We start from the raw sequence: 19,543 nt of genomic DNA, 5'->3' as shown, positions 1-19,543 counted from the left end.
TTAAATGCCTATCCACTGACGCGCCACCGTCAACGGACGGCGCAGCGCATGATAGAGAAAAGGAACCCAGCCGGCCGACAGCCGCGCGGTGCCGCGCAGGCCAAGCCGCGGCAGGTCCTTGGCGGCAAAGCTCGCGCGCACGCGGTAGGCCAGCACGCCACCATCGGTTTCGGCCGCGGCGTAGGACACGCTGATGATGCGGGCATCGAACGCCTGGGTCGGGTTGGCGTCCGGGTAAAAAGTGATCGTGTCGCCGGCCTGGATGCTGACCTGCTCCGCCACCGGCATCTGCGCGGTGAGTTCCACCTTGGCCGGATCGGCCAGCAGCAACACCTTCTCGCCAATGGTGACGGCCTTGCCCTGCCAGTCGTTCACATCGCCAAAAACGGCCACGCCCTCGCGCTCGGCCTTGACCTGCACGCGCGCCAGCTGCCTGGCGGTGTAGTCGAGTTCCAGTGCCTTCTGGTCCAGTTCCCCGCGGGTCTGGGCCATCTTGAGCCGGCTCTCGTCGTCGGTCACCGCCATCTGCGCCGACTGGCGGTACGTCTCCTGCGCCGTATCGTAAGCGCGCTCGGCCACGGCGCGGCGCGTCTGCAGCGCCACCGTGTCCAGGCTGAACAGCGGCGCGCCTTGCGGCACCGGCTGGTTCGGCTGGACGTACACGCGTTCGATCACGCCATCGAGCGGCGCGCGGACCAGGAACGGATCCCGCGCGGACACCTCGGCCGGCGCCAGCACGGTGAGCCGCATGGGAATCAGGCAGACCACCAGCAGGCCGAGCAGGACCCGGCGGCGCGTTCGCCCCGGCCGCAGCATGGCCTTGAGCCGCTGGCCCAGCGGCTGCGCGGGCCGGAACGCCGCCAGCGCGTGGCCATAGGCATGCGTGACTTCGGCCAGCACCGCCAGCTCGTGCTCGGTAAACGGCGCTTCGCGCGCGAGCAGCAGCGCGCCGTCGCGCCGGCCGAGCTGGTCTTTGAGCGGCAGCCACAGGGCGTGCGCCGGCAGCCAGTCCGCCCAGTCCGCGCTGGCTTTGGCTGGCGCGGCACCGGCATCGATGGGCGTGGTATCGGCGTGGGCATGGGCCAGGCCGCGGCAGAGCTGGGTCAGCCATTGCAGATAAGGCGCGTTGGGGTCGACCTGCGGCAGGCCGGATACGGCCGAGACCTGGCCCAGGCCGCTCTCCAGCCAGACCGCCGCCTGCCGGTAGGGCACGAGGCTGAGCGTCTCGTTGGCCATCACAAACCCGAGCGCCTCCACGCTTTGCGCTTCCCGCGCGCGGCGCTCCAGCTGCAGCAGTGCAAGCAGCGGGGCAACCGCCGTTGGTGCATCGGCGCCTTGCGTCATTTGTCCGGGAAACTCGCCCAGCCGCTCATGCCCGGCAGCAGGGTGGCCTGGCTGCCGTCAATCTTGCCGGTGATGGAAATCGCCTGGCTCACCGGGTCGATCCTGGCGCCGATGCGGCTGACCTTGGCCGGGAACGACTGGTTGAGCTCATCGACCAGGACCGTGAACGGCGTGCCGGGCTTGATACGCGCCAGCCACCTGGACGGTACGATCATCTGCAGCTCGAGATCGCTGGAATCGACAATCTCAAGCAGCGGCTTGCCCGGCGTGACGAACTCGTGCGCCATCGCCAGGCGCTTTGTCACGCGGCCCGAGAATGGCGCCGCGATGCTGCACTTGCTGACGGTGGAGCGCATATAGGCGGCCTCCGCGGCCGATTCCTTGGCCTTGGCTTGCGCCTGCTCGATCTCCAGCTTGCCGACCGAGTTCAGTTCCGCCAGGCGCTTGTTGACGGCAAGCACCTGCTGCGCGGCCTCGGCGGAGGCTTCGGCCTTGCGCAGCTGCGCGCTGAACAGCGCGCAGTCGAACGAGACCAGCGTCTGGCCGGCGCGGAAGCTGTCGCCGTCCCGCAACGGCAGGCGGTCGATCTTGGCGTTGATCTCGCTGGAGATGGTGGCGAATTCGCGCGCGGCCAGCTGGGTCCGGATACGGCCATCCTTGTCGGCGCCGGCAAACGTGGTGGGCGCGGCCACGGGTGCGGCACCGGCCGCTGCTGCCGCCAGCAGCAGCGGCAGCAAGGCAGCGGCGTTCAATGCAAAGCGTTTCATTACGGAGTGACGGTAAGACTGGATTACGGGATGACTGGCGTGCTTGATTGCTTGATTACTGAGCCTGCTTGGGCGGCTCAACCAAGGTCTTCTCGTGCTCGGCAATGGCCGCGCGCAAGGTCGGCAAGTCGTAGCCGCCAACCGCGGTCGGCAACGGGTCCAGGCCCAGGGTGGCCATCATCTGGCCGGAGGCATTCTGCAGCGCGCCGTAGGCTTGATACAGCCGCAGCTCGGACATCACCGCGCTGGCGCCTGCACGAATCTCGGCCAGCTTGCCGGCTGCATCGGAACGGGTGGCATTCTGCGTATGCGTCAGGATGCGCTGATCGACGTCGTTCATCTTGCCGGACAACTCGAAGGCACGCTTGTAGCCGATGTAACCACGATATGCCACGTGCACCTGGGTCAGCACCGCCATGTTCAGCGCCAGCCGCTGCTGCTTGGCGACTTCATACTGCGCATCGGCGGCGGCACGGATGTTGCCGGCGTTGAGCAGGTTGAGCAGGTTCCAGCTCATGCGCAGGCCGATGTTGTTCCAGGCATTGTTCACCAGGAAGTTGTCGGTGTCGAAGTTCGCGCCCAGCTGGAAGGTCACGCCCGGCAGCAGCTTGGCGAGGGCCTTCTTGGTTTCATCCAGGCCAATACGCTCGTTGTAGCCGGCCTCGACCAGTTCCGGCCGGTTGACGAGGGCGGTTTCTTCCATCTTGTCGGCGGCCACCGGCAGCTTGGGCAGGCTGAAGCCCGTTGGCGCGGCCAGCGTGTAGTCATCGCCCGGCGGCACGTTCATGATCGAGGCCAGGCGCGGCTTGGCTTGCGCCAGCTCGTCGCGCACGGCTTCGAGCTGGCGCAGGATGTCGAGCAACTGGCGCTGGTAGTTCAGCGTTTCCAGCGGCGACTGCAACCTCTCCTTTTCGATGCGCTGGGAGTCGTCCAGCGCCGCTTGCGTCAGCTTGAGGATGGGTTCCACCTTGGCTTCTAGCTGCTGCGCGCCCACGGCTTGCCAGTAGGCTTGCCTGACCTGCTGCATCATCAGGTGAACCACCTTGCGGCGGCGCTCGCTCATCACCAGCACGCGGTCGGCCTGCTGGCGAGCGGTGTAGTAGCTGACACCGAAGTCCAGCACGTTCCACGACAGGTTCAGGTCGCCGTTATAGTGCGAGCGCTCGGACGAGGTCGAGGGCACCAGGGACTGCTGCCCGGTGACCACGTCCCTGGAGGACGAGGCGAGTTCGTTGCTGCGCCAGGCGTAACCGGCGTCGGCCGTCAGGCGGGGCAGCATGTCCCAGCGCGACAGGTCGAGCTGGCGCTGCGCCATGGCTTCTTCCATCAGCTTGAGCCTGCCGTCGAGGTTGTACTTGAGCGCGCGCGCCATGGCCTCCTCGAGCGTAACCGGGCCGGCCAGCGCCTCCTGGTTCTGGAACATCGCCTGGCGCTGGTCGGGCAGCTCGGCCTGGCGCTCGGCCAGGGTGGTGGCGACGGGCTGAATGGCACAGCCGCCCAGCATCGCGGTGGCGACCAACACGCAGACCAGCCGTTTGGGTCCGGGTTGGACAAGGCGAGAGATAGCGTTCGACAACGGATTTTCCTCTTTCCGGGGTTGCTGCGTTTTATAGTGAGTCATGACGTGATTCGCTACCGGCCTAGGCCTGCTCCGGTTGTGCTTGTGCTGGCGCTTGTGGCTGCCGGCTCATTTGCAGGTGGCGCAGCAAAGCCGCATTGGCGGCCTGTTGCGCGGGCCGGCCAAACTGATCGAACTGCACAGCCAGCGCCGGCTTGCCGGCCGGCTGCGCCGCCGCGCCTTGCAGGAGGCCGGCCAACGGATCGGCGTGGCTGCCGTCGCCCTGTGCGAGCGTGTCGGCGTGCTCCAGGCCAGCACGCGAGTCGGCCGACGCTTTCACGTTCAGGTCCAGGTGGCTGCTGGCGCGATTGCCCTTGCTGTCCCGTGCGGTGACTTCGATCTGGAGTTGCAGGTTCATGCCTTGCGGCGGCTTGCCGGCCAGCGTGCCGGTCACCGGATCGAACTTGAGCCACGGCGGCAGCGGGCGCCCGTTGGCCAGGCGCACCTCCACCGTCACCGTGGCTTCGCGGTCGCTCGCGCGGAACAGCGAAGCCGGCAGCGCGATGCTGACCGCCTCGCCCGCCCGCGCCGAGAAACTGCCGATCTCCGGCATGGCCTGCAGGCCAACGCTGCCGGCGCCGCCAACGTCGACCAGATTCATGCGCCCTTCCGGCGCCTGCAGCGCATAGCTCAGGCTGCCGGCCGAAAGCGGATCCGCATTGAACGGGTTCCGGCCAACGGCGTCGGCGCTGAAACCGGTGCTGTTGCCGGCCGGGTTGAGCGTCGGCGCGTCAACGCCAGGCGCCGAGTCAAGCGCGGTCAGCGTGATCAGCGGCACCGACGGGACTGGCGCCAGCGGTGCCAGCCCCGGCACGGGCACCGGGGCTGGCGCGGGTTGCGTCGTCAGATGGACAGTCGAGCGCACCTCGTACGGATCGCCGCTCGCGCCCGCCACGAGCGTGTTGCCCGCGCCATCGGCAATGCCCGTGCCGCTTGCATTGAGCGTCAGGCCAATCTGCCCGGAGCCGCCCAGACCGGTGACAAGCACGGTATAGGTCCGCGCATCGACCTGGGTGACGGCGCTGATGGCGCCCGTTGCAGAGCCGGTCCGGGTCAGCACGAAGTCGGCCGCATCCACGCCGGTGACACCTTCGGCAAACGTCACGGTATAGCTCACCGCGCGGCCCGAGGTGGGCGATGCGTCCACGCGCACAATGCCCACGGCCGTGGGCGGCGTGGTGTCCACCGTCACGGCCCGCGTATCCGCCACGCCGTGCAGGGATACATCGATCACGTTGCCGGCGCTGTCGCGCATCGTGCCACCGTTGGCCTGCAAGGCGGTCACGGTGATGCCGTTGGCATCGTTCTGGCCCGCCGCAACGATATAGCGGAAGGTCAGCGCGGAGGTCCCGCTCCCGGACACGTAATCGGCGTAGACGGTCTGGCCACCGACATCGAGCGCCAGGCGCGGCGTGCCCCGGGTGGTATCGATCACCGTGTTCTCGGACAGGCTCACCGTGAAATCGAGCACCTTGCCGGCGTTGTAGTCGCCGCCCGCCGGCGCGCTCACGCCAAGCACCACCGGGGCGGTGTGGTCGACCACGTAGCGCTGGCCGGCCAGGCCGCCGGCAATGGCATTGCCTGCCACATCGGCAATGCCGGTGCCGCTGGCCTTCAGGTCCAGGCCCAGCTGACCGTCGCCGGTCACGTTGTTCACCACCACGCTATAGGTATGCCCATCGACCTGCGTCACCGAGGCAATCTGGCCAGTGGCCGTGCCGGTGCCCGACAAGACGAAATCGCTCACATCCACGCCGGTGACGTTCTCGCTGAAAGTCACCGTGAAGTGGACGGCGTTGCCCGCGGTCGGCGTGGGGTCCGCGGCGATGACCGCTACCGCGGACGGCGCCACCGCATCGACCAGTACCCCGGCGGTGGATGCCACACTGTTCAGCGCGGTCACCGCATCGTTGCCCGCGACATCGCGCACCGTGCCGCCGTGGAGATCCAGCGCGGAGGCAACGGCCACGCCATTGCTGTCGAGCTGGCCGCTCGCCACGCTCAGGCGGAACGTCAGGGCGCTGGTGCCGGAGCCGGACACGTAGCTGGCATAGACCGTGCCGCCGGTGTCCAGCGTCACGGCGATGCGCGGTGTGCCGCCGGTGGTGTCGACCACCACGGCCTCGCTGTAGTTGACGATGAAATCGAGGTTCTGGCCGGCGATGTAAGTGCCGTTGGCCGGCACGCTGACAGTGGCCACGGTCGGCGCGATGCCATCGACCACGATGTCATGCTGGCCGCCCATCGAATGGGCGCCGCCCACGGCAGGCAGGGTCAGTACCGCGGCATCGCTGCTGGCGTTGGTGATCATGCCGCCGTTCAATGCCAGCGCGGCTGACGATGCCACATCGAGATCGGCGCTGCTGTCGCCGGTCTGCACGGTATAGCGGAACGTGAGCGTATTGGTGCCGGAGCCAGAGAAGTAGGTGGCATTGCGATCCACCGCGCCGGTTTCCAGCAGCAGGGTCGGCGTGCCGCCCGTGGTGTCGACGGTCACCGCCTGGTCGAACGTCACCACCACGCTGACCGTATCGCCAACCTTGTAAGTGCCATTGGCGGTGAGGGCATCGACATTGGTGACGACGGGATTGATGCTGTTGACGGTGATCGCGATCGTATCGGTAGCCGTCTTGGCGCCGCCGGAACCCGTCAGACCCTGGTCATTCGTGGTGATCTGGATACTGCCTGCGCCGTGATATCCAGGCGTAGGCGTAAAGACAAGGCCATTCAGCGCGGTGTTGATGTCAACCAGCCTCCCCGTGAATGTCATGGTGGCATCACCCGCACCGGAGCCGATCAGAAAGCTCAGGCTCGACGTCCCGGAGAGCGTGATCACGCCGTTGGTTGCCGTCAGCGTCACTTTTTCGACGCCGCCGCCGGCATCGACATCGCTGACCGAGATCTGGTTGGCGTTGCCGGCGCTGAATGTCAGCGTGCTGTTCTGATCGACGCTCTGGGCTGCCGGAACGGCGTTGAGCGGACTGTCATTGACGGAATCCACGCTGACAAGCTTGGTGGCGGCGGCACTGTCGGTCGTGCCATCGTTGACCGTGAAGCTGATGGTGCGGTTGCTGGTATTCGGCAGGTCCGACGTATCGGTGTACGTGACGGATCGCAGCGCCGCTTGCCACTGTGCCGTCGTGGCGCTCGCGCCGGACGACGTCAGGGTCATCACCCCGGTCGCGAGGTTATAGCTCGCCGCGATATTGCCCATGGTGGCGCCGTCGTTGGTGAACGCCAGCACATCCTCGGCGGCATGGAAATTGCCGGTAATCGACACGGTGGCGCTGGCGAGTGTGGTGTTGTCCAGGTCGCTGAGCGTCAATCCGCTGTCGATGGCGACCGGCGTGCTGACGACGTTGTTGCCCTCGGTGAACGCGGTGGTGCCACCGCTGGTCGTTGCAATGGGCGTATCGTCGACCGCGGCAACGCTGACCGTTTTAGTGACCGTATTGCTATCGGCCGTGCCGTCATTGACGGTAAAGCTGATGGTGCGGTTGCTGGTGTTCGGCGTGTCCGAGCTATCGGTGTACGTGACCGAGCGCAGCGCCGCTTGCCACTGCGCCGTCGTCGCGCTCGCGCCGGCCGAGGTCAAGGTCATCACCCCGGTCGCGCTGTTGTAGCTCGCCGAGATATTGCCCATGGTGGCGGGGTTGCTGGTGAAGGCCAGCACGTCTTCACCGCTGTGGAAATTGCCGGTAATGGCAACCGTAGCGCTGGCCAGCGTGGTGTTGTCCGCGTCGCTGACCGTGAAGCCGCCATCGATGGCAACCGGCGTGCTGGCAACGTTGTTGCCTTCGGTGAACGCGGTGGTGCCGCCGCTGGCCGTTGCAATGGGCGTGTCGTCAACCGCGGTGATGCTGACCGTCTTGGTGACCGTATTGCTATCAGCCGTGCCGTCATTGACAGTGAAGCTGATGGTGCGGCTGCTGGTGTTCGGCGTGTCCGAGGCATCGGTGTAGGTCACCGAGCGCAGCGCCGATTGCCATTGAGCAAGCGTGGCGGTCGCACCGGACGAGGTCAGAGTCAGCACCCCGGTCCCGCTGTTGTAGCTCGCCGTGATATTGCCGTAGGTGCTCACGCTGGTATTGATAAACGACAGTGCATCTTCGCCGCTGTGGAAGTTGCCGGTAATCGCCACCCTGGCGCTGGCGAGCGTGGTGTTGTCCAGGTCGCTCAGCGTGATGCCGCTATCGATGACAACCGGCGTGCTGGCAACGTTGTTGCCTTCGGTAAACGCGGTGGTGCCGCCGGAACCGGTGGCAATGGGCGAGTCGTCGACGGCCGCGACGGTAACGACCTTGGTCGCCGTATTGCCATTGGCCGTGCCGTCATTGACGGTAAAGCTGATGGTGCGGTTGCTGGTGTTCGGCGCATCCGAGCTATCGGTGTAGGTGACCGAGCGCAGCGCCGCCTGCCACTGCGCCGTCGTGGCGGTCGCACCGGCCGAGGTCAGGGTCAGTATGCCGGTCGCGCTGTTGTAGCTCGCCGCGATATTGCCCATGGTGGTGCCGTCGTTGGTGAACGCCAGCACATCCTCGGCGGCATGGAAATTGCCGGTAATCGACACCGTGGCGCTGGCCAGCGTAGTGTTGTCCACGTCGCTGACCGTGAAGCCGCCATCGATGACAACCGGCGTGCTCGCGACGTTGTTGCCCTCGGTGAACGCGGTGGTGCCGCCGCTGGTGGTCGCCACCGGCGTGTCATCGACCGCGGCAACGCTGACCGTCTTGGTGACCGTGTTGCTATCGGCCGTGCCGTCATTGACGGTAAAGCTGATGGTGCGGTTGCTGGTGTTCGGCGTGTCCGAGCTATCGGTGTACGTGACCGAGCGCAGCGCCGCTTGCCACTGCGCCGTCGTGGCGGTCGCGCCGGCCGAGGTCAAGGTCATCATCCCGGTCGCGCCGTCGTAGCTCGCCGCGATATTGCCCATGGTGGCGGGGTTGCTGGTGAAGGCCAGCACGTCTTCGCCGCTGTGGAAATTGCCGGTAATGGCAACCGTAGCGCTGGCCAGCGTGGTGTTGTCCGCGTCGCTGACCGTGAAACCGCCATCGATGACAACCGGCGTGCTGGTGACGTTGTTGCCCTCGGTGAATGCGGTGGTGCCGCCGCTGGCCGTTGCAATGGGCGTGTCGTCGACCGCGGCAACGCTGACTGTCTTGGCCGCGGCATTGCTATCGGACGTGCCGTCATTGACGGTAAAGGTGATGGTGCGGTTGCTGGTGTTCGGCGTGTCCGAGCTATCGGTGTACGTGACCGAGCGCAGCGCCGCTTGCCACTGCGCCGTCGTGGCGGTCGCACCGGACGAGGTCAGGGTCAGTATGCCGGTCGCGCTGTTGTAGCTCGCCGAGATATTGCCCATGGTGGTGCCGTCGTTGGTGAAGGCCAGCACGTCTTCGCCGCTGTGGAAATTGCCGGTAATCGCCACCTTGCCGCTGGCGAACGTGGTGTTGTCCGCATCGCTGAACGTGACGCTGCTATCGACCACCACCGGCGTGCTGGCAACGTTGTTGCCCTCGGTGAATGCAGTCGTGCCGCCGCTCGTGGTGGCAACGGGGGCGGCGTTCGGAGTGTAGGTCTTGTCGAGGATACCGCCGGTGTCGTTGTAGATCTTGTTAGAGGATGCGGGACTGATACCGGTAGACCCTCCGCTGTCTTCAAGGCCACCCGCCCCGCTTGCGCCTGCGTTGCCGCTCATCGCCGCATAGGCCGAAGCCGTGATGTGCACGGTGCCCTGGTTCCATATGGCGCCCACACCCAGGCCACCAGCACCGCCGTTCGCGTTGCTCCCGCTTCCCGCGCCAGCCCCGCCGCCACCGCCACCACCCGCGCCCAGGTTGTTGCTGATGATCGAATTGCCAACCACATTGAGGGTTGCGCCAGTCGCGTTGAAGATGCCACCCGCCGCGCTGCCGCCCGCGCCCCCGGTGGCATCCCAGCCGCTGCCGCCACCGCCGCCGCCGATCGAGATGGAGCCGTTGGTGGCAGTCCCCCCGTTGCCGCCAGACGTATAGCCGGCGTTACTGGTGCCCCCTGCGCCGCCCACGGTAGAACCGCCGCCACCGCCCATATGGATCCCGTCATAACCGCCCCGAGACCGCCAACGCCGCCATGGCCTGCCGCGCCGCTATAGGTACCGCTAATAGCCCCCGCCGGCGTTTCCGCCGGTTCCACCGCCCACGCCACCAATGCCGCCGCCGCCGCCGCCGCCGCCGCCAACATTGAGGCCTTGCACACCACCACCACCACCACCACCGGCAGCCGCATTGGCCGTGACGGTAACGTCCGACAAAGTCAGCGTGCCGGCGTTGTAGATGCCGCCACCTTGCGCGGCGGCGGTTGCACCCACCCCGCCGGCCCCGCCCGTCCCCGAAACCAGGCCATGCTCGATCACCAGCCCCTCCAGCCCGACGGTCGAACCAGAGGTGATTTCCAGCACACGGCCGTTGTAGTGCCCATCGAGCGTGACGTCGGCGACACCGTCGTGATTGATGTCGCCGTCGATGGTGAGGTTCTTGCTGATCACCAGCAGCGAATTGCCCGACGTGAGGGTCGACAGGTTGATCGTCATGCTGGTGCTGAAGGTGATGGTGTCACCCGCCTGCGCCGAGGCGATCGCGCTGCGCAAAGTACCGGCACCGGCATCGGCGGTGCTCGTCACGGTGATCAGCGCCAGGTCGTGCGCATAGGCGGATTCCGCGCTGGCCGACAGCACCGAAGTGGCTTCGATCTGGCCGGTGGTGATTTCCAGGTTCCAGTCGCTGCCCGCGCCGGTGCGGTTGTCCGAGGCGGCAATATCGCGGCCCGTCAGCGCCGCCAGCGAGTCGACGAACGACAGGCCGGCCGCGCCTTGCGCGGTACTGCAGGCATAGATCAGGATGTCGCCACCGCTCTGGATGCCGCTGCCGATCCTGGCCAGGCTGCTGGCGTAGTTGCCAACGTTGTCGCTGGACAGGTAGGTATTGCCAAGCCACAGGTCGCCAGCCTCGCCGTGGGCGATGATCTGGACGGACTTGGCGCCAGGGTGGGCCGACAGGTAATCGGCCATCTGGGCAAGGCCGTCCGCGTTGCGGTTCAGGTAGACGATTTCCGTGCCGGGCGCGACACCGGCCAGCAGGCTCGCGCTGTCCTCCACCCGGCTATCCACGAACAGCACGTTGTGCCCGGACGGCGCCGGAGCCGGTGAGGACGGAGCACCGGCGCCGTCCGGCGCGGGAGCATGGCCGGCGGCGTCCGCAGGCTGGGCTGTAGCAGGCGCTGCGGCCGGTGCCACATGGCTATCCGTGGGGTGGCTATCCGCTGCGTGGCTGTCCGCCGGCGCGGCATGGCTATCCGCGGCCGGGTGGGCCGCCGCGGCCGCCGTGGCGACCGCGGCGCCGTCGAACATGATGCGGGGCTCCAGCGCCATGATCAGCGACGAGGAGAGCGGGCTGGACCGCTTTGCGGGCCGGGCGGGGATTGCAACCGCGCCCTCTACCTTCTGCTTCCGGGTCCACCACATCTCGCTCTCCTCGCGCATCCGCGCCGGGCACGGCTCAGGAGGCGCGCGGCGGGCTGCAATTTTCTGGTCGGTTTTCTGAAATCGGCCAGCGAGTGCCAGCCCTTGTTCGTCGAACTAAACGCGCCAATCGAGCGCTAGTTGCGCTAATCGCGCTTTGCGCGGATGACATTGGCCGCGCTTTTGCTGCCGTCCTCCCAGAACGACAGCGCGGCGTACTTCTCGAACAGGTCCGGCGGCAGGATGCTGCGCCGAGCTTGCTTTGCCACCTTGGATTTCACCTGGTGCAGGCCGGACACGCCCAAGGACTGATCGAACTCTGGCGCGTCGTATTGCACGTTATTGAAATCGTGCGCAAACCACGGCTCGCCGATAAAGTCATAAACCAGGCGCATTACCTTGTCGGGCGCCTGGCTGAGCAAATCGTAGTCGACCAGCAGCAGGGAACCAGCGTTCTCGCCGTAGTAGGCTTCCTTGAGCGCGGCCCACGCAAAGCCAACCAGGCGATTGCGCTGCGCCAGGGTATCGACCCGGCTATAGACGGTGCTGCGTTCGGCGTCATCGGAAAACAGCTTGGTGTTTTCATACGGATTGGCACGATACAAGCGCTCAAGACTGTCCATGACCCAGGCGACATTGCGCACGCAGGCAATCACCTTGGCATTGGGAAACAGATCCTGCAGCGCGGGCATGCGTGCGCACCAGTTGCGATTGGTGTCGAACACCACGCCTTTGCCGGCCTTGTCCGCGTAATAGCTATCGAACAGGCCACGCAGCAGCCGGCGGCGCTGGTCCTGGGCGAGCACGGGCCCGAATTCGCTGCCGGCGCTGCATTGCGCCAGCACGGCATTGAACAGCGTCCCCACCGGACTCGTCATCCCGGCGTGGAACCGGGGATTCTGCAGCAGTAGCGCGGACAGTAAGGTTGACCCTGACCGGGGTAAGCCCGAGATGAAGTGGAACTGGTTGGAAGGCACCCGATTCACCGCTGTTTTTATGTTTTGAGCCGGTAGTCTATGCGATGGACATGGCGCTCGTACATATGACAGACGGGCAAGATTGGCAGGCGCCGCGGGGATTTTCAGCAGACTTGTATTACAGAATATTGGCGCGCGGCAAGCCGCTTTCCCGCAAATCGGGCACCCGCGCGGGTCGGCGGATTTATACCCCTCTAAAGAGGGGATCCGACGTAATATCCATATCTGCTATCCGGTATTCCCACGCAATCGCCGGAGTGTCGGTGGCAAACAACGCCCGACAGCGCCGTGGCCGACAGATGCCTAAAAAAATAGCGGGATGGCGTCACCGCCCTCCCGCTATGCTGCTACGCCGCCGGCGGCCTGCTCGGAAAACCAAGGTGCCGGCCCACGTGCCTGGGCCCGCTATGCGCCCGCTATCAAACCACGCCCTGCGCCAGCATCGCGTCCGCAACCTTCACAAACCCGGCCACGTTCGCACCCTCCACGTAGTTGATGAACCCGTCGGCTTTCTGGCCGTAGTGGATGCAGTTGCCGTGGATGTCCTTCATGATCGCGTGCAGCTTCTCGTCGACCTCGGCGTGGTGCCAGGACATGCGCATGGCGTTCTGCGACATTTCCAGCCCCGAGGTGGCGACGCCGCCGGCATTGCTGGCCTTGCCCGGCGCATAGAGGATGCGCGCGGCCAGGAAGCGGTCCACGGCGTCCAGCGTGGAGGGCATGTTGGCGCCTTCGGCCACGCAGAACACGCCGTTGGCCAGCAAGCGTTCGGCGTCATTGCCGTCCAGCTCGTTTTGCGTGGCGCAGGGCAGCGCCACGTCCGCCGGCACGTGCCAGGGCGTGCGGCCGGCTTCGAAGTGCAGGTCCTGCTCGGCGGCGAAGTCGGCCAGGCGGCCGCGCGCCTCGTTCTTGAAAGCCATCAAGGCCGTCAATTGTTCGCTGTTCATGCCCTTGGGGTAGTGCAGCACGCCGCCGGAGTCGGAGACCGTAAGCACCTTGGCGCCCAGCTCGATCGCTTTCTCGGCGGCATACTGGGCCACGTTGCCCGAGCCGGACAGCAGCACGCGCAGGCCGCTGAAATCGCGCCCGCGGCGGTGCAGCATCTCCTGCGCGAAATACACCGTGCCGTAGCCGGTGGCTTCGGGCCGCATCAGGCTGCCCCCGAAGGCCATGCCCTTGCCGGTGAAGACGCTGGCGGAACTGTTGGACAGTTTTTTCATCATGCCGGCCATGAAACCGACTTCCCGCGCGCCCACGCCGATATCACCGGCGGGCACGTCGGTGTCCGGGCCAAGGTGGCGGTAGAGCTCGGTCATCAGCGCCTGGCAAAAGCGCATCACCTCGCCGTCGGACTTGCCCTTGGGATCGAAGTCCGAGCCGCCCTTGCCGCCGCCCATGGGCAGCGTGGTCAGCGCATTCTTCAGCGTCTGCTCGAAGCCCAGGAACTTCAATACCGAGAGATTGACCGTGGGATGCAGGCGCATGCCGCCCTTGTAGGGACCGATGGCGGAGCTGTGCTGCACGCGGAAGCCCCGGTTGACCTGCACCTGGCCGCGGTCGTCGGTCCATGCCACGCGGAACTGGATCACGCGCTCGGGTTCCACCAGCCGCTCCAGCAAGGCCTGTTCGCCGTAGCGCGGATGCTGCTCGACGAAGGGCCAGAGCGTCATCATGACTTCCTTCACGGCCTGGAGGAATTCGGGCTGGTCAGGGTCGCGCCGGGCAACGCCGGCCAGGAATGTTTCAAGGGAGGCAGATGTCACAAGTGTCTCTTTGTTTCGATGTGCTGGTGCTTGGCAGAAGACGGCCGCCGCGGATACCTGTCCGGCAGGCGTGCCGAGGGATGCCACGGCGCTGCCCGGATGGTCCGGGGCGGCGCAACTGCGGCGAGCCCGGCGACGATGTGGCAACGGCCACCGGGTCATGTCAATACATTCAAGATTGGGATTGAATGTATCGCCAAGGGCGAAGCTTAGCATTTGACGTGGGCGGCAAGGCAGGCACAACACCTTTGACCAGCAGACATATAAAGGCTGCCTGCCTGTATTTTTGTGCGATCAGCGACCACCGGGCAGAAGCGGCGGTCTCGAAAGCGGGCCTGAGCACGCCGTACAATCCTCGGATCGTGCACAGACAAGGGGGCAAAGAACGTGGAAGTCCCGATCGATCAAGTTGTCAGCCTGCTCCACGAAGCGGCCTACGGCACCCTGGCCACGCACGCTTGCGCCCTGCCCGGCTACCCCTACGCCACCGTGGTGCCGTTCGTGACCGACGCGGCCAGTGCGCCCGTGATCTGCGTCAGCGCATTGGCCGAGCACACGCGCAACCTGCTTGCCGATGCGAGAGTGAGCCTGTCGGTGCTAGAGCCTGGCGCCGCGGACGTGCAGAACGCCCCGCGCCTGACGCTGGTGGGCGATGCGGCCCGCATCGAGCCAAATGCCGACGAGCTGGCGCGTTACCTGCGCTATGCGCCGGCTGCCGAGCCATTGCTGGCGCTGGATTTCCAGTTCTTCCGCATCCACCCGAGCGCCATACGGTTTATCGCCGGCGTCGGCCGGATGGGCTGGATCGGGCAATCGGCATGGGACGCCTTGCCGCAGGTGCCGCCAGGCGTCGAGGCCGGGATCGTGCAAGCGGCGTCGCTCGCCGCGCCTGGCGGCGTGCGCGTGCTTGGCGTGGATGGCTATGGCATTGACTATGACATCGCGGGGCAACGCCGCCGCCGGTGCTTTCCCCATGCGCCCATCGCGCCGGACGCGTTGGAGGCGACGGCCGTGGCCCTTGCGGCCAGCCTCGCCTGAACCCGCACTTGCCGCACTTGCCGCCCTCAGGCGATGCGCAACACCGGCCCGCGCGCCTTGAGCGCAGCGGCCAGCTCGGGCTCAGGCGCCATATCGGAAATCAAGTAAGCCGCCTTCTCGAAATGCTTCACCAGCACGCCGGCATTACGGCCAAACTTGGTGTGGTCCGCCACCACGCACGCCACGCTCGCCGCTTGCAGCATGCGGCTGCGCAGCTCGGCGGCGGCACGCGAGAAATCGCTCATCTGGCCGTCGGCGGTAATGCCGCCGGTGCCGATAAAGGCAAAGTCCGCGTGGTAGCGCGACAGTTGCTCGATGGTGTCCCAGCCGTGGGTGGCGTCCTCGTTGTCCTGCAGCTCGCCACCGAGCATCACCACCCGATTGCCGTTGCGCCGCCCCAGCAGCAGGGCGATGGCGAAGTCATTGGTATAGACCAGCAGGTTGTGATGGCCATGCAGCGCCTGCGCCACGGTGTGGGTGGTGGTGCCGTAGTCGATGATCAGCGAGGCGCCATCGGGCACCAGCTCCGCCGCGCGCATGCCGATGGCGCGCTTGCCCTCCGCATTGACCGCGGCGCGGGTCTGGGCATCCGGCTCGGCCCGCTCGGGCGTGAGCGCGCCGCCGTGGGTGAGGATCAGCAGGCCGCGCGCCGCCAGCGCATTGAGGTCGCGGCGGATGGTCTCGCGCGAGACATCCAGCTCGGTGACCAGCTCGCTGATGGCCAGCGCGCCGCTGGCGGCGAGCTGGTCGAGGATGAATTTTTGCCGCTGTTCAGCCAGCACGTGGACTCCGCTGCGTAGGAAAAACAAAGTGGGATTCTAACCCCGTCATACGGGGGCCGGCGCGATCGGCCGGCGCCATGCTACATCGCCTATGCTGGGGTGATCGCTGTTTTTTGTGCGGCGATGGTTGTTGCACCCAAAGGCCATACGACATCCCCCTGCGGGGGCTGCCGGTCACTCTTCTTTGCGTCGGCAAAGAAGACTAACGAGAAGAAAGCCGACCCTGCCGGGGGCAGAGCAATCGCGGGTGCGCAGGGCGCTGGTTTCGTCGTATGGCCAGCGGTTCTGCGGGTATCTGCTGTTACCGGCTCACAGATCATTGCAATGGCATGACCCATGGGTTTCGTCGTGAGGCCCCTGACCTCAGGCGCGGCGCCCGTTCCCGCATCTGCCGTTCGCGGCGCAGAGTGCTGCGCCGTTTCGGGTGTGGCTGGTTTCGTGGTTTTGTCTCGGAGGGCAAGCGCCGTGGGTCTGAGCACGGCCCTCGCGCACGGGCCACGGTGCCCACCACGAAACCAGAGGGGGATGAAGCAAGGTACCGCTCGCGCCGGTACGGCAGGGCATCAAATACCCGGGCGCCCGCCGCCAGAGACAAAACCACGAAACCACCGAGGCAGGCAGGATCGTGGTGCTGCGCACCGCGAACGGCAGATGCCCGAACGCTCACCGCGCAACGCGATCAGGGGCTCCACCACGTAACCCATGGGTCATGCCGTAGAGATGACCTCCAAGCCGGTATGGCAAAGGCCAGCCAACACTCCGGGCCGTACGACGAAACCACGGAGGCCGGCCAGCCTTATTGCTCTGCTCCCGGCAGGGTCGGCTTTCTTCTCGTTAGTCTTCTTTGCCGACGCAAAGAAGAGTGACCGGCAGCCCCCGCAGGGCGATGTCGTATGGCCTTTGGGTCCAAAAACCAACATCGCCCCCTTACCCCCTACCCCCTACCCCCTACCCCCTACCCCCATGGCATCGTAATCGACTTCAGATTAGTAAAACTCTTGATCGCCTCCTGCACCCCTTCCTTATACCCAAGCCCCGAATCCTTGATCCCGCCAAACGGCGTCAGCTCGATACGATAGCCCGGCACTTCCCACAGGTTGACCGTTCCCACCTGCAACTCATCGGCAAAGCGCGCAAAGTCGTCCATCCGATTAGTGCATACACCCGAGGACAATCCAAACGCGGTGCCGTTGGAAATCCGGATGGCGTCATCGATATCGCGGAAGGTGATGATGGGCGAAACCGGGCCGAAGGTTTCCTCCCGCACCACCGTCATCGCGGGATCCACGCGGTCGATCACGGTGGGCGAGTAGCGCGCGCCGTCGCGGTGGTTGCCCAGCACCAGGCGGGCGCCCTGCGCAACGGCTTCTTTCACGCGGGACTCGAACAGCGCGGCGGCTTCGGCGTCGATCACGGTGCCCATGTCCACGGTGCGGTCCATGGGGTCGCCGTATTTCCATGCCCGGGTCTTTTCCACCACCAGCTCGGTAAACCGCTCCGCCACGGCCTGGTGCACCAGCATGCGCTTGACCGCCGTGCAGCGTTGCCCGGAGTTCTTGTACGAGCCCTGCACCGCCAGGTCGGTGGCGCGTTCCAGGTCGGCATCGTCCATCACGATCAGCGGATCGTTGCCGCCCAACTCCAGCACCACGCGCTTGTAGCCGGCCTTGTTGGCAATGTACTTGCCGATGCCGACGCCGCCGGTGAAGGTGACCAGATCCACCGAGGGGTGGGTGATCAGTTCGTCGGCGATCTCGCGCGGGTCGCCCGTGACCACCTGCAGCATCTGCGGCGGCAAGCCGGCTTCATAGAGGATATCGGCCAGGTAGTAGGCGGACAGCGGCACCTTTTCCGAAGGCTTGAGCACCATGCGGTTGTTGGTGGCGATGGACGGCGCCACCTTGTGCGCGACCTGGTTCATCGGATGGTTGAACGGCGTGATCGCGCAAATCACGCCGAGGAACGGCGAGCGCTGGGTCATCACGCGGCGCTTCTTGCCGTGCGGGGTCAGGTCGCACGAGAACAGCTGGCCGTCATCGCGCAGGGTTTCGTTGGCGGCAAAGCCAAGCACATCGGCCACGCGGCCGATCTCGTACAGCGAGTCCTTCTTGCATAGCCCGGACTCCAGCGTGATCAGGTCGGACGCCTCCTCCACGCGCTCGCGCAGCAGCGCGGCGGCGCGGTTGAGGATGGCGGCACGCTCGAAGCGGGTCAGCGTGGAGCGGTAGGCGCGCGCCACGGCAAACGCTTGGCGCACGTCTTCCACGCTGGCCATCGGCACGGTCCCGACCAGCGAGCCGTCGTACGGGTTGCACACTTCGATCACGCGCTCGCGCATGACCTTCTTGCCATCGATGCGCAGCGCTTCGGCGCGGAAGTGCGGGCTGACCTGGCCGGTGGAAAACTTGGGGGCGTTCATGTCGGTTCTCGCGTCAAGAGTTCGGGACGGATACGAATCGGGGGGCGCTCAGTGCAGGTGATTGAGCGCGACGTCGAAGATGTCGAAGTTGCGCAGCTGCGCCTTGCCGGGAATACCCGCCGTGGCGCGGTTGAACACCAGCGGCACGGTCTGCTCCGACACGCCGCCGTGGGAGCGCAGCGGTGCGTCCAGCCCGGACAGGTCGTGGCGGCTCTGGCTGGTGCCCAGCACCACGTGCTTGTCGCTGACGATCACCAGGTCGCCCACGCGGTCCGGCGGCAGCTCGAAGCGCGCGCAGGCTTCGGCGTTGTCGAGCACGCTTTCGATGCCCGGCAGGGCCGCCAGCTTGCCCTTGAGCGCTGCGCGGTCGACATCCTCCGGCAGGTAGACGGTGGCATAGGAGCCAAGCGCGCCGTGGTGCACCACATACGGATCGGTGATCGGCAGGATCACGCGCGCGCCGCCGGCTTCCACGCCACGGCCGAGCCAGCTGTCGAACTGGTCCTGCAGGTAGATCACGTTGGGGGCCTTGGTGGTGTCGTCGTGCTTGGCGTTCATGCCGTGGTCGGCGGTCAGCGCCACCACGCAGCCGAGCGCGTCGAGCTGCGCCAGGTACTTGTCCATCATGGCGTAGAACGCATTGGCGCCGTCCGAGCCGGGGGCGAACTTGTGCTGGATGTAGTCCGTGGTGGACAGGTACATCAGGTCCGGCCGGCGGGTTTCCATCAGCCGCACGCCGGCGGCAAAGACAAACTCGGACAGCTCGGCGCTGTACACGCTCGGCACCGGCATGCCGACAAGGTCCAGCACGTTGTCGATGCCGTTGTCCTCCAGCGTGGCCTGGTCGGCCTTTTCCGAGGAGAAGCAGATGCCGCGCATGCCATGGCCGAGCAGCCGGCGCAGCTTGTCCTTGGCGGTCACCACCGCCACGCTTGCGCCGGCATCGGCAAAGGCGGCCAGGATGGTGCCGGCGCGCAGGTACTTGGGGTCGTTCATCATCACTTCCTCGCCGCGGCCACCGTTGGCGCTGCGATCGAAGAAGTAGTTGCCGCAGATGCCGTGCACCGCCGGCGGCGCGCCGCACACGATGGACAGGTTGTTCGGGTTGGTGAAGGTGGGCACCACGCACGCCCCGCGAAAGCTCGCGCCCTCGGCCAGCAGGCGTTTCAGGTACGGCGCGCGGCCGCTGGCGGCGGCGGCTTCCAGGTAATCGAATTCACATCCGTCCACGCAGACCACCACCACGGGCTGTTTCATCCATTGGTAGGTGCGCTGATTGACCGTGATACTCGGGGCGGCGACGCTGGAAAGATTCGGGTTCGACATGTCGGGGTTCC

Annotated in this window: 11 protein-coding genes; 1 reads left to right on the top strand and 10 read right to left on the bottom strand. The window is 66.1% G+C overall.

Going from position 1 to position 19,543, the window contains the following annotated elements; all coding sequences use genetic code 11:
• The 7 genes from F7R26_RS24525 to gdhA all read right to left on the bottom strand — a co-directional run bounded on the left by F7R26_RS24525 (position 1) and on the right by gdhA (position 13,967).
• Entirely contained in the window at positions 1-1,344 is a 1,344-nt protein-coding gene (locus F7R26_RS24525) for an efflux RND transporter periplasmic adaptor subunit (RefSeq protein WP_150986987.1), read from the bottom strand.
• Positions 1,341-2,096 (bottom strand): efflux RND transporter periplasmic adaptor subunit, encoded by a 756-nt coding sequence (locus F7R26_RS24520; RefSeq protein ID WP_338404732.1) that lies wholly within the window; start codon positions 2,094-2,096, stop codon positions 1,341-1,343. The genes F7R26_RS24525 and F7R26_RS24520 overlap by 4 nt, the downstream gene beginning before the upstream one ends.
• Positions 2,097-2,166: 70 nt before the next feature.
• Complete coding sequence (locus F7R26_RS24515) at positions 2,167-3,687, bottom strand: TolC family protein (RefSeq protein ID WP_241754708.1); 1,521 nt, start codon at positions 3,685-3,687, stop codon at positions 2,167-2,169.
• Positions 3,688-3,751: 64 nt separating this feature from the next.
• Complete coding sequence (locus tag F7R26_RS24510; RefSeq protein WP_206702554.1) at positions 3,752-9,799, bottom strand: hypothetical protein; 6,048 nt, start codon at positions 9,797-9,799, stop codon at positions 3,752-3,754.
• Between the two features lie 69 nt (positions 9,800-9,868).
• Complete coding sequence (locus F7R26_RS41505) at positions 9,869-11,230, bottom strand: DUF4347 domain-containing protein (protein WP_193692238.1); 1,362 nt, start codon at positions 11,228-11,230, stop codon at positions 9,869-9,871.
• Between the two features lie 143 nt (positions 11,231-11,373).
• Positions 11,374-12,204, bottom strand: coding sequence for a sulfotransferase family protein (locus F7R26_RS24500; protein ID WP_206702553.1), 831 nt, complete (start codon positions 12,202-12,204; stop codon positions 11,374-11,376).
• A 419-nt stretch (positions 12,205-12,623) separates the two neighbouring features.
• Positions 12,624-13,967 carry an NADP-specific glutamate dehydrogenase gene (gdhA, locus tag F7R26_RS24495; protein WP_150986983.1) on the bottom strand — a complete coding sequence of 448 codons (1,344 nt, stop codon included), beginning with the start codon at positions 13,965-13,967 and terminating at the stop codon, positions 12,624-12,626.
• 387 nt (positions 13,968-14,354) lie between these two features.
• Between gdhA and F7R26_RS24490 the strand changes: the two genes are divergently transcribed.
• Positions 14,355-15,005 carry a HugZ family pyridoxamine 5'-phosphate oxidase gene (locus F7R26_RS24490; RefSeq protein ID WP_150986982.1) on the top strand — a complete coding sequence of 217 codons (651 nt, stop codon included), beginning with the start codon at positions 14,355-14,357 and terminating at the stop codon, positions 15,003-15,005.
• A 26-nt stretch (positions 15,006-15,031) separates the two neighbouring features.
• On the opposite strand, the gene F7R26_RS24485 is transcribed toward F7R26_RS24490, so the two are convergent.
• From F7R26_RS24485 to phnA, 3 genes are all read right to left on the bottom strand, one after another.
• Positions 15,032-15,787, bottom strand: coding sequence for a DeoR/GlpR family DNA-binding transcription regulator (locus F7R26_RS24485; protein WP_150986981.1), 756 nt, complete (start codon positions 15,785-15,787; stop codon positions 15,032-15,034).
• Positions 15,788-16,742: 955 nt separating this feature from the next.
• Complete coding sequence (gene phnY / locus F7R26_RS24480) at positions 16,743-18,206, bottom strand: phosphonoacetaldehyde dehydrogenase (RefSeq protein ID WP_150986980.1); 1,464 nt, start codon at positions 18,204-18,206, stop codon at positions 16,743-16,745.
• 48 nt (positions 18,207-18,254) lie between these two features.
• Positions 18,255-19,532: a phosphonoacetate hydrolase gene (gene phnA / locus F7R26_RS24475; protein WP_150986979.1), complete on the bottom strand. Its 1,278-nt coding sequence runs from the start codon at positions 19,530-19,532 to the stop codon at positions 18,255-18,257.
• Positions 19,533-19,543 lie beyond the last annotated feature (11 nt).

Source organism: Cupriavidus basilensis (genome assembly GCF_008801925.2).
In the GTDB taxonomy this organism is placed as follows: domain Bacteria; phylum Pseudomonadota; class Gammaproteobacteria; order Burkholderiales; family Burkholderiaceae; genus Cupriavidus; species Cupriavidus basilensis.
This window is presented reverse-complemented; position numbering and strand designations above follow the sequence as displayed.

Coding starts and splice junctions, on each gene's coding strand:
- F7R26_RS41505 (WP_193692238.1), bottom strand. CDS start 11,230: ATGTGGTGGACCCGGAAGCAGAAGGTAGAGGGCGCGGTTGCAATCCCC.
- F7R26_RS24525 (WP_150986987.1), bottom strand. CDS start 1,344: ATGACGCAAGGCGCCGATGCACCAACGGCGGTTGCCCCGCTGCTTGCA.
- F7R26_RS24510 (WP_206702554.1), bottom strand. CDS start 9,799: ATGGGCGGTGGCGGCGGTTCTACCGTGGGCGGCGCAGGGGGCACCAGT.
- phnA (WP_150986979.1), bottom strand. CDS start 19,532: ATGTCGAACCCGAATCTTTCCAGCGTCGCCGCCCCGAGTATCACGGTC.
- phnY (WP_150986980.1), bottom strand. CDS start 18,206: ATGAACGCCCCCAAGTTTTCCACCGGCCAGGTCAGCCCGCACTTCCGC.